Origin of the sequence: Mycobacterium persicum, assembly GCF_002086915.1 — a bacterium.
GTDB lineage: Bacteria > Actinomycetota > Actinomycetes > Mycobacteriales > Mycobacteriaceae > Mycobacterium > Mycobacterium persicum.
In genome coordinates this window covers 3696055-3707835 of record NZ_MWQA01000001.1, presented here as the reverse complement: position 1 = coordinate 3707835, position 11781 = coordinate 3696055, and the positions used below count along the sequence as shown (strand labels likewise).

Below are 11781 nucleotides of genomic sequence, written 5' to 3'. Positions count from 1 at the left end.
TTCGCCGAGAAGGCCGGCGCTCTGCCATCAACGCTATGGAGTCAGCATCCCGCCGAAATCGGGGTCAGATCCCCCGGTCAGTCAGGTACCCACCGGGATCGGCCAGGCCACCACATTAGGGGATTAGGGGAAATCGACGCTCCCCTACGCGACACCGAAAACAGCCCCCATGAACCGCATTTCCGGATGTCAAATGCCGCCCGTCACGCCATCACCGGACGATCAGACAGATCAGTAACTAATGAATTTCACCGTGGAGACCGAACCCGTGGTGATCGGGGTCGACGGTGTGCGGGTGAATGATCGGGTGGTCCCAGATCGCCGGGTCGTCCGCCGGGACGCCACCGTGGTCGAACGTCGAATCGGGCAGGTCAGCGCCGCTAAGCAGCACCGACGGCTCATGCGGTTCGATCCCGACCGGATGGGGATCGGTGGGCATTTCGCCGGCCCCCGGCAAGACCGGCTCGTTGATCACATGGCTTACCGGGCTGTGCTGTTGGAACGCGGGCGCCGGGGTGTGCGGCGAGAACGCATCGAGGGCAGCCGCCGCCGCACCGCTTGCCCAGACGTTGCCATGGCCGACGATTTGGGTCCCGGCAGTTGCGCCTGCCGAACCGGCCATTGACAGCGAATCCGACACCACTGGGATCAGATTGTTGACGTCGACGCTGGTCACATTCGTAAGGTGGGCATCAGCGATTGCCTGAGCAGGGTCGGCCGCATAGCGCGCGGCCGCCTCGGGATCGCGTACCAGCGAGATGACGAAGTCGAGCAACGAGTTTGCCATCTCGCCTCCACATCGCACATCTCTCGTGCTGGTCTCGCGTTAGCACGATGCTATCGGTTGACTGCGCCTCTGTGTTCGGTGCGAAACCCGCGGACCCCGCGATCCCATTAGGGGGTGTCACGTTAGGGGAATACCGGGGTTATGGGGACGGACGGGCTATGGTGAAACCGCTGCCGACAAACCTGTGAGCTGCGAAGAATCCGAGGACGCGAAATGAGCCACCGGCCGGACTCACGCAATACGGCGACGCATCCGTGATCCCAGCTCCTGCCGACGTCCCGCCCACCGCACGCGGTGTCGTCGATGACTTGACCCATGCGGCCACGGCCCCCGTCAAAGCCCTGGTCTGTGGTGGAATCGGAACCGGCAAGACATCCCTGCTCGCCGCGGGCCGCGAGGCGCTGCGCCGCGCCGGGTTGACGGTCCTGACCCGACCCCCCCGGGACGGTGATCCGTCCGACGCCGCGTTCGTCGTCGACGACGCCCACCTACTGATCGACGCCGAACTCGTTCGGCTGACCGAGCGGGCCCTCGAGCCTGGCGCCACGGTCGTGGTAGCCACCGAAGACCACCAAGAGGACCCGGCGCTACGCGCCCTGACGACGGCCATCGAACGGGAGCGGCCTCGAATATCGCTGGGTCCGCTGCCGGTCGCCGAGCACCTGCGTGATCACACGGCCGGGTTGCCGTTCCTGATCCATGCACTGTCCGACGCGGCACATCCACCGGCACAGGCCGCCAAGGTCACGCTCGTCATGCGGTTGCGCCGACTCGACGAACCCACACTGGACGCGCTGCTGCTCATGTCGCTGAGTCCAGGGTTAGGGGTCACCGATATCGCTGCGGCGCTTGGGGTTTCGACGGCAGACGCCCGCCGGCTGGTCGATCGTGCGCACGCCGGCGGACTCGTCCTACCCTCCCATCCTCCGGCGTTCCTACAGGCCGTGCATGACGCCGTCGCCCAGATCATCGGCAACGCGCACCACCATCAGATCGAAACATCGCTGTTGCGTACGCAATTCGACATCTCGCCGATATCGCGGGAGCTCGCGTTACAACTGGCCGAACATGGGTTGCATGACGGCCGACTGGCGGCCATCCTCAGCCGATATGCCGTGGCCGAAGGCGACTCGGCCCGCAGCGCACGGCTGTACCGGGCGGCGGTCACTGCGGGTGCCGCCGGACTGACCTCCCGGTTGGCCGATGCGCTTGCTCTCACCGCCGATTGCCCAGCAGCGGCAGCACTGGCCGACGATCTGCTCAGCTCGTCCGACTCCGCCGAACGCGCCGCGGCGGTGCGCATTGCGGCCAGCGTCGCCACCCATGACGGCAATACGGCTCAGGCCGCCGAGTTGTTCCGCTGGCTGGGCCCACACCCTGACGCGGTGGTCGGTTCGGCCGCGGTGATCGTGCTTGCGGCCACGGGCGATCTGACGGCTTCGCGAGGTGCGTTGCGTCTCAAGGATTCTGGCCCACCGACGATGGCTGCGCGAGCTTCGCGAGGCCTAGCCGAGGGGCTACTTCTGACCATGGATCAGCCCTATCCGGTCGCGATGGCAAAACTGGGCCAGGCCCTTGCGGCCCAACCATCGGTGACCGAAGCCCTGCCGGACAGCCCGGCCGCACTGGTTGCCTTGGCCGCAATACACGGTGGCGACCCGGTCCGCGCCCGCAGCGTGATCGGACGGGCGGTGCGCGCCGGTGGCGACGCAGTGTTCCGGAGCCGGCACCTACTGCTGTCCGCCTGGATCAAGATGCAAGACGGCCAGCTGCCGTCGGCCGCCGCGGATGTCGCCGCCGCCGGCACCGAGCTTCACCGGCGTGACGCGTTATGGGCCGCGGCACTACACATTGCGATCGCGCGCCGCAGTGGCGATACCGGTGTGCTGCACAAGCAGTGGTCCACCGCCATGGAAGTGCTCGCCGAATATTCGATCGATCTGTTCGCGCTGTTGCCACTCGCCGAGTTGTGGGTGGCCGCCACCCGAATACGCCAGGTGGACCAACTGGAATACCCCGTGAATGTGGCGTTCGCACTTCTGGATTCGCTGGGCAACCCGCCGTTGTGGTCCAATTCACTGCATTGGGCCGGCGTGCACGCCGGAATACTGGCCAGCTCACCAGAATCGGTCGCGCCGCACGGGCAGGCGCTCGCTGCGGCGGCGGCCCACAGCGGCCTCGCGCAGATCATGTCCGGTGCCGGCCGGACCTGGCTCAGGGTGCTCGCCGATCAGGTCGACGCCGACGAAGTCACCGCGGCGGCACGGTCGCTGGCCCGCGTCGGTCTGACCTCGGACGCGACCAGGCTGGCCGGGCAGGCCGCCCTGCAAACCTCGGATGCCAAGGTTTCGGGGGCGATGCTGCAACTGGCCCGAGACCTGAAGCTGGGCACGGGTTCTGAGGAGGTCATCGACCTGGACCCGGCTGCAGGCGCGTCGGCCGCACCACGCCAGCCACCGGCGGGCACTCCGCTGTCCGATCGGGAACGCGAAGTCGCCGAGTTGCTGCTGCTGGGGATGCCGTACCGCGACATCGGCAGCCGGTTGTTCATTTCGGCCAAGACCGTCGAACATCACGTCGCACGGATCCGCCGACGGCTCGGCGCCGAGTCCCGCTCGGAAATGTTGTCGATGCTGCGCGCAATGTTGACCCCACCGGAGTGAGCCGCCGATGAGACGCAGCGCCGACGGCGAAGTTAGGACAGCCTATCTCGCGTCGAACACGGCAAAGATGTCAGTATGGGCAGGTTGAGCAGGCAATAAAGCACGCCAGAGTGACCCCAGAGTGATGACTAGGCATTGGAGAGACTTTCGGTGACCACGCAGACGCTCATCAGACTGGTAGTCGGCCTGGGCATGACCGCAATAGTGGGCGCGTTCGCGCTGCGGCGCGTCTGGTGGCTCTACAAGCTCGTCATGTCCGGTCAACGGGCCAGCGACCGCACCGACAACCTCGGGACCCGGATCTGGACCGAGATCGCCGAGGTGTTCGGCCAGCGCCGGCTGCTGAAATGGTCGATCCCGGGCCTGGCGCACTTCTTCACCATGTGGGGTTTTTTCATCCTGCTGACGGTCTATATCGAGGCCTACGGGTTGCTATTCCAGCCCAACTTCCACATTCCGATCATCGGCCGGTGGGACGCGCTGGGCTTTCTGCAGGACTTCTTCGCGACCGCGGTGTTCCTGGGGATCGTCACCTTCGCGATCATCCGGTTGCGGACGGAGCCCAAGGAGTACGGCCGCAGCTCACGGTTCTACGGCTCACACACCGGCGGCGCGTGGCTGATCCTGTTCATGATCTTCAACGTCATCTGGACCTATGTGCTGGTGCGCGGGTCGGCGGTGAACAACGGCACACTGCCCTACGGCAACGGGGCGTTTCTATCTCAGTTGTTCGGCGCGATCCTGCGTCCGCTGGGCCACACCGGTAACGAGATCCTGGAGACGGTGGCCCTGCTGCTGCACATCGGCGTCATGCTGGCCTTCCTGATCATCGTGTTGCACTCCAAGCACCTGCACATCTTCCTGGCGCCAATCAACGTCGTGTTCAAGCGCCTGCCCGACGGGCTGGGCCCGCTGCTGCCCATCGAGGCTGACGGCAAGCCGATCGACTTTGAAAACCCGCCCGACGACGCCGAATTCGGCCGCGGCAAGATCGAAGACTTCACCTGGAAGGGCATGCTCGATTTCGCCACCTGCACCGAATGTGGGCGCTGCCAATCGCAGTGCCCGGCGTGGAACACCGGCAAGCCGCTGTCCCCGAAGCTGGTCATCATGGACCTGCGCGACCACTGGATGGCCAAGGCGCCCTACCTCCTGGGGGAGAAGGATCCAGCCACCGAGGGCGGCTACGTCGAATCCGGTCGCGGCGAACACCACCACGTTCCCGAGTCTGGATTCGGCCGGGTGCCCGGCTCCGGGCCCGAGCAGGCGAACCGACCGCTGGTCGGCACCGCCGAACAGCGCGGCGTCATCGACCCCGACGTGTTGTGGTCCTGTGTGACCTGCGGCGCCTGCGTCGAGCAGTGCCCGGTGGATATCGAGCACGTCGACCACATCGTTGATATGCGCCGCTACCAGGTGATGATGGAGTCGGAGTTCCCGTCCGAACTGTCGGTCTTGTTCAAAAACCTTGAGAACAAAGGGAATCCGTGGGGGCAGAATGCCTCGGACCGCACCAACTGGATCGACGAGGTCGACTTCGACGTCCCGGTGTACGGCGAGGATGTCGACAGCTTCGACGGCTTCGAGTACCTGTTCTGGGTGGGCTGCGCGGGCGCCTACGATGACAAGGCCAAAAAGACCACCAAGGCCGTCGCCGAACTGCTGGCGATCGCCGGAGTGAAGTTCCTGGTACTGGGTGCCGGGGAGACCTGTAACGGCGATTCCGCACGCCGCTCGGGCAACGAATTCTTGTTCCAGCAATTGGCCGCCCAAGCCGTCGAGACCCTGGACGGCCTGTTCGAGGGTGTGGAGACCGTCGACCGCAAAATCGTGGTCACCTGCCCGCACTGCTTCAACACCATCGGCAAGGAATACCGGCAGTTGGGCAGCAACTACACCGTGTTGCACCACACTCAGCTGCTCAACCGGCTGGTACGCGACAACAAGTTGGTGCCGGTGACTCCCGTTTCTCAAGACATCACCTACCACGACCCGTGCTACTTGGGCCGGCACAACAAGGTGTACGAGGCACCGCGTGAGTTGATCGGCTTCGCGGGCGCCAACCTCACCGAGATGCCGCGCCATGCCGAGCGCAGCTTCTGCTGCGGCGCGGGCGGCGCGCGGATGTGGATGGAAGAGCACATCGGCAAACGGATCAACCACGAACGCGTCGACGAGGCGCTGGCCACCAACGCCGCCACCATCGCCACCGGCTGCCCGTTCTGCCGGGTGATGGTGACCGACGGCGTCAACGACCGGCAGGAAGAAGCCGGCCGCAGCGGCGTCGAGGTGCTCGACGTGGCCCAGGTGTTGCTCGGGTCGCTCGACCGAGACGCGGTGAAGCTGCCGGAGAAGGGCAGCGCCGCCAAAGAGGCTGAGAAGCGGGCCGCTACGACGAAGAAGGTAGCGAAGGTAGCGCCGAAGGCCGCCGCGCCGACCGCTCCGACCGCTCCGGCTGAGGCTCCAGCCAAGGCACCGGCTGGGACATCGACCGCCGCCCCCGCCCCGCCGGTCAAGGGGCTGGGCATAGCAGGCGGAGCCAAGCGACCAGGCGCCAAGAAAACAGCCCCCGCCCAGGAAGCCGCCAAAGCACCCACTGAGGAAGCGGCCAAAGCGCCCGCAAAGGGGCTCGGCCTGGCCGCCGGCGCTAAGCGGCCCGGCGCCAAGAAGGCGTCCCCTGCCGCTGGCGTCGACAAAGAAGCCGCCACGCAGCCGGAAGCGGCGCCGGCCGCCCCGGCCAAGGGGCTCGGCATCGCCGCCGGCGCCAAGCGGCCGGGAGCGAAGAAGGCCACCACAGCGACGGCTCCGGCGCCGGCGGCCCCCGCCGAACAGCAACCCGAGGCAAAGCCGGAACCCGAGCCGACCACGCCGGCCGATCCGGACGCCGCTCCCCCGCCGGCGCCCGTCAAGGGGCTGGGCATCGCCCCCGGCGCACGTCCACCGGGGAAACGCTGACCCACGATTTGACACCTGTCAGCAAATTCGCTGGACAGCGATGAGACCATGGTTGACGTGACTACTCACCAGCTGCCCTGGCACGCCTCCGCACATCACCGGCAGCGCACCTTCGCGCAGTCGTCCAAGCTGCAGGACGTCCTGTACGAAATCCGCGGCCCGGTACACCAACACGCCGCGCGGCTGGAAGCCGAGGGTCATCGCATCCTCAAGCTCAACATCGGTAACCCGGCGCCGTTCGGTTTCGAGGCGCCCGACGTGATCATGCGCGACATGATCCAAGCGCTGCCCTACGCTCAGGGATACTCCGACTCTCAGGGCATTTTGTCGGCCCGCCGTGCGGTGGTCACTCGCTACGAGCTGGTCGAGGGCTTCCCGCGGTTCGACGTCGACGACGTCTATTTGGGCAACGGGGTATCGGAGCTGATCACCATGACGTTGCAGGCGCTGCTGGACAACGGCGATCAGGTGTTGATCCCGTCACCGGACTACCCCCTGTGGACGGCGTCGACCTCGCTGGCCGGCGGCACGCCCGTGCACTACCTGTGCGACGAGACCCAGAGCTGGCAGCCCGACATCGCCGACCTGGAATCCAAGATCACCGACCGCACCAAGGCCCTGGTCGTGATCAACCCGAACAACCCCACCGGTGCGGTCTACAGCCGCGAAATCCTCACCCAGATGGTCGATTTGGCGCGCAAGCATCAATTGCTGCTGCTCGCCGACGAGATCTACGACAAGATCCTCTACGACGACGCCAAACACATCAGCGTGGCCTCGCTCGCCCACGACATGTTGTGCCTGACCTTCAACGGTCTGTCCAAGGCATACCGGGTCGCCGGATACCGGGCCGGCTGGCTGGCGATCACCGGGCCCAAAGACCACGCCAGCAGCTTCATCGAGGGCATCAGCCTGCTGGCCAACATGCGGTTGTGTCCGAATGTCCCGGCGCAGCACGGAATTCAGGTAGCCCTCGGCGGACACCAGAGCATTGAGGACCTGGTGCTGCCCGGCGGCCGGCTGCTCGAGCAGCGCGACGTCGCCTGGACCAAGCTCAACGAGATTCCCGGGGTCTCCTGCGTCAAGCCGGCCGGAGCGCTCTACGCGTTTCCCCGGTTGGACCCCGAGGTCTACGACATCGCCGACGACGAGGAACTCGTCTTGGACCTGTTGCTGTCCGAGAAGATTCTGGTCACCCAGGGCACCGGATTCAATTGGCCGGCACCGGATCACCTGCGCCTGGTGACATTGCCGTGGTCTCGTGATCTCGCCGCCGCGATCGAGCGGCTGGGTAACTTCCTGGTCAGTTACCGCCAGTAGCTTCGCGAAACTCGTTGCTGGGCAGAGCGATCGAGCTGGAGACGGCGCGCCTGCTGGCTTCGCCGACTCGGCAACCGTGGTCGATGTCTGCAAAAGCCGACCGCGGCGTGTCGGTTTGGCATACGCTGCGCGGGTTAGTCGTCGATGGTGGCCGCTATCGGCCACGGCCAGCGGGAGGTTTACGTGTCGTTTCTGATTGTGTCGACGGAGGCGCTGGAGGCGGCGGCCTCAAATGTTGCCGGGATCGGGTCGGTGCTCAATGAGGCAGGCGCGGCCGCGGCGGTCCCGACCACCGCGGTGCTCGCCGCCGGTGCCGACGAGGTGTCGGCGGCCATTGCGACACTATTTAGCGCGCACGGCCAGGCCTACCAGGCACTCAGCGCCCAGGCGGCGGCGTTTCATAACCAGTTCGTGCAGGCACTGAACGTCAATGCGGGCTCGTACGCGGCCGCGGAAGCAACCAATGCGGCCCAAAGTATCCTCTTGGACCCGCTGAACGGAATCAGCCAGGTGCTGACCGGGCGCCCGCTGATCGGCAACGGCGCCAACGGGGCGCCAGGAACCGGGCAAAGCGGCGGGGCCGGCGGCTGGTTGATCGGTGACGGCGGTAACGGCGGATCCGGCCAATCCGGAGTGTCCGGCGGACAGGGCGGCAATGGTGGGGCCGCCGGACTGTTCGGCAACGGCGGCCTGGGCGGCGGCGGTGGCAGCGGCTCGATCAACAACGGCGGCAACGGCGGCCAAGGCGGCGCCGGCGGGCTGCTGTACGGCACCGGCGGCGCCGGGGGCGCGGGCGGATTCGGCACCGCCAACGGGGGAATCGGCGGCAACGGCGGCAGCGCCGGACTGATCGGCAACGGCGGCGTCGGCGGCGTCGGCGGTGTGGGCAGCGCAGGGTTGCAGTTCGGCGGTGGGAACGGCGGCCAGGGCGGAGCCGGCGGCTGGCTCCTGGGCAATGGCGGCGGTGGCGGCGCCGGCGGGCTGGGTGGCGCCGCAGCCGGTGGGTCCGGGGGCAACGGCGGCAACGCCGGGTTGTTCGGCGGCACCGGTGGCACCGGGGGGGCCGGCGGAAGCTCCGTGGAGAGCATCGGCGGGTCCGGCGGTACGGGTGGCCACGCCGGGTTGTTCGGCTCGGGCGGTACCGGTGGCGTCGGCGGGGTGGGATCTGCCGGAGGTGGATTCGGCGGGTCCGGCGGCGCCGGCGGTCGCGGCGGCCTGATCTTTGGTGCCGGCGGTGACGGCGGAGCCGGCGGAGCAGGCAGCCTTACCAACTCGCCGTTGTTCATCAGCGGAGGTCAGGGTGGTAACGGCGGGGACGCCGGCCTGTTCGGCATCGGCGGCGCCGGCGGCACCGGTGGGCTCGGCTACGTCGATACGACCGGCGCCACCGCCACGGGCGGCGCCGGCGGTGCCGGCGGGAGCGGCGGCACGCTATTCGGCATCGGCGGAGTCGGTGGCATCGGTGGTGCCGCCTTCGCCGACACCGTCGCCGGTGCCACCGCCACGGGCGGCAACGGCGGCGCCGGCGGGACCGGTGGGAGGCTGTTCGGTAACGGCGGGGCCGGCGGCACCGGCGGTGCCGGCTTCGAAAGCTTCGGCGGCGGCGGCGAGGGCGGTAACGGCGGCAACGGCGGTCAGGCCGCGCTGATCGGCAACGGCGGCAGCGGTGGCAACGTCGGGGTCCCCGGACCGAACGGCGTCGGCATCGGTATCGGCGGTAACGGCGGCAATGCGCAGCTGATCGGCAACGGCGGCAACGGCGGCAACGCCGCGACACTGCTCTCCGGCACCCCAGGCAACCCCGGCTCCGGCGGGCTGCTGTTCGGCGAGCCTGGGCAACCCGGGCTCTAGCCCGATAGGCCGGCCCAGCTGCGGCGTTGGCCGCGGCTAAGGATAATTTCGCTACCGCCTGGCCACCCAAGGCGCTGAATCATGTTGGCAGGCAATTGCTCTGGGCGTGATAGGGGCTTATGACGTCTGCGCCCGTCCCACCATCTCGCGGCTACCACGGAACCGCTCGGCAATTTGCCGGCACTAACCGCCTCACTCGGAAATTCATCGTGACCACGCTCCGTTTTCGGCACACCTCGGCATTGTTTTCCGCGCGCCGATACCGCACCGTCGCTCAAACCGCTTGTGATGGTGGGTGATCGGGGGATGTTTCACGTGCTCACCGAATCGGCTGTCATGCCGTCGCATCGAGTGTGCAGTGACGGCTTTGACTGTGTATGTAGGGCGGTAACCGCCGCGATCGGCCACCCTGATGGCACGCTCGGCGCCACCAGCACACACTCGGCGCCACCAGCGCGCACTCGGCGGCGCCGACCACCGACCCAACCGCACCAGCACGCGATTTCCATCTCCCCATACCGGGGCATAGCCCCACGACCGCTCTCGTAGTGGCGGTGGTGTTGTTGTGCGCGGCCCGGCCGGCCCGCGAAACGGTGGCGAAAGCCGGGCCCACTGTCGCACAAACAGAGGTCGAAATGCCCTAACAGGCACGATCGACTGCGCGCGACGCTGTTGTCTTCCGACACGTGCTGGCGATGGCCGGGTAGGAGGACAGCGATGTCGTATGTGGTGGTGGCACCGGAGATCGTGGGCGCGGCGGCGACAGATCTGACGAATATCGGTTCGGCACTCAGCGAGGCCAGCGCCGTCGCGGCGGCCCCGACTACAGCGATACTGGCGGCCGGTGCCGACGAGGTGTCGGCGGCCATCGCGGCGTTGTTTGGGGCGCACGCGCAGGTCTATCAGGCGCTGAGCGCCCAGGCGGAGGTCTTTCACGCCCAGTTCGTGCAGGCGCTGACCGCGGGCGCGGGCGCGTATGCCAGCGTCGAGGCCGCCAGCGCGTCGCCGCTGCAGTCGCTCCTGGACCTGCTCAACGCACCCACTCAGGCGGTTTTCGGGCGCCCGCTGATCGGCAACGGCGCCAACGGCGCCCCGGGCACCGGGGCAAACGGCGGAGACGGCGGCATCCTGTTCGGCAACGGCGGGGCCGGCGGATCCGGCGGCCCCAACCAAGCCGGCGGTAACGGCGGGGCCGGTGGCATCCTGTTCGGCAACGGCGGAACCGGTGGTGCCGGCGGAGCCTCATCGACCGGGGTTGGCGCGGGCGGCGGGGCCGGCGGGATCGGCGGACTGTGGGGCACCGGTGGCACCGGTGGCGCCGGCGGGCCATCAACGGTCTCCGACGGCGGTCCCGGCGGGCCCGGCGGGCGAGCACTGTTGTGGGGCCTCGGTGGCACCGGCGGCGTCGGCGGGGCCTCCCCGGTCGGCACCGGTGGGGCCGGCGGTGCCGCCGGTGCCGGCGGGCTGTTTGGGGGTCCGGGCGGCACCGGTGGCACCGGCGGGTTCGGCGTCGTGCACGGTGGGCGCGGCGGCGACGGGGGTGTCGGCGGATTGTTCGGCGTCGGCGGGGCCGGCGGCACCGGCGGGGCCACTACCACCGGCGAGGGCGGGTTCGGCGGGAACGGCGGCACCGGGCTGTTCAACACCGGCGGTGCCGGGGGCAACGGCGGTTCGGCGAGCGGCGGCACCAGTATCGGTGGGGGCGGCGGGGTAGGCGGGTTCGGATTCTTCGGTGACGGCGGGCCCGGCGGCACCGGCGGTGCTAGTAACACCTGGAACGGCGGGTTCGGCGGGGTGGGCGGTTCGGGCTTCTTTAACGGCGGCACCGGTGGGGCCGGCGGCTACGGCGCCAATATCGGCGGGACCGGTGAAAGGGGCGGCAACTCCGGGCTGTTCGGCAATGGCGGTGACGGCGGGGCCGGCGGCACCGGCGGGGTGACGGGCGGGCCCGGCGGACGGGGCGGCTCAGCCGCGCTGATCGGCGACGGCGGAAACGGCGGAAACGCCGGAACCGGCCCAACCCCGGGCAGCCCTGGCGCAGGGGGCACCGGCGGGCTGTTAATAGGCGCGAACGGGTTGAACGGGCTGCCGTAGGCCCGCGACGGCGCGGGCATACGACTTGGCCGGGCCGATGGCGCAAAGGTTCTGGTCGACCGGGTTTGGCCGCGAAGTCCGATGTCGGGCAATTGCCGACCAGGGCAGGTT

6 protein-coding genes are annotated in these 11781 nt (G+C 68.2%); 5 read left to right on the top strand and 1 reads right to left on the bottom strand.

Features of this window, described 5'->3' with window-relative positions:
• Window positions 1–238 precede the first annotated feature (238 nt).
• Window positions 239–787: an Rv0340 family IniB-related protein gene (locus tag B4U45_RS16910; protein WP_075546362.1), complete on the bottom strand. Its 549-nt coding sequence runs from the start codon at window positions 785–787 to the stop codon at window positions 239–241.
• 254 nt (window positions 788–1041) lie between these two features.
• On the opposite strand from B4U45_RS16910, the gene iniR reads away from it, so the two are divergent.
• The 5 genes from iniR to B4U45_RS16885 all read left to right on the top strand — a co-directional run bounded on the left by iniR (window position 1042) and on the right by B4U45_RS16885 (window position 11670).
• Window positions 1042–3450, top strand: a complete 2409-nt coding sequence (iniR, locus tag B4U45_RS16905) for an isoniazid response ATPase/transcriptional regulator IniR (protein WP_122526362.1) — start codon at window positions 1042–1044, stop codon at window positions 3448–3450.
• A 150-nt stretch (window positions 3451–3600) separates the two neighbouring features.
• Window positions 3601–6405, top strand: coding sequence for a heterodisulfide reductase-related iron-sulfur binding cluster (locus B4U45_RS16900; protein ID WP_099184514.1), 2805 nt, complete (start codon window positions 3601–3603; stop codon window positions 6403–6405).
• 30 nt (window positions 6406–6435) lie between these two features.
• Window positions 6436–7725: a pyridoxal phosphate-dependent aminotransferase gene (locus tag B4U45_RS16895; RefSeq protein WP_036394632.1), complete on the top strand. Its 1290-nt coding sequence runs from the start codon at window positions 6436–6438 to the stop codon at window positions 7723–7725.
• Window positions 7726–7908: 183 nt separating this feature from the next.
• A complete protein-coding gene (locus B4U45_RS16890; protein ID WP_176357881.1) occupies window positions 7909–9576 on the top strand; it encodes a PE family protein in 1668 nt (555 codons plus the stop codon).
• A 717-nt stretch (window positions 9577–10293) separates the two neighbouring features.
• Window positions 10294–11670, top strand: coding sequence for a PE family protein (locus tag B4U45_RS16885; protein WP_075546359.1), 1377 nt, complete (start codon window positions 10294–10296; stop codon window positions 11668–11670).
• The last annotated feature ends 111 nt before the right edge of the window (window positions 11671–11781 follow it).

Coding starts and splice junctions, on each gene's coding strand:
- B4U45_RS16910 (WP_075546362.1), bottom strand. CDS start 787: ATGGCAAACTCGTTGCTCGACTTCGTCATCTCGCTGGTACGCGATCCC.
- B4U45_RS16885 (WP_075546359.1), top strand. CDS start 10,294: ATGTCGTATGTGGTGGTGGCACCGGAGATCGTGGGCGCGGCGGCGACA.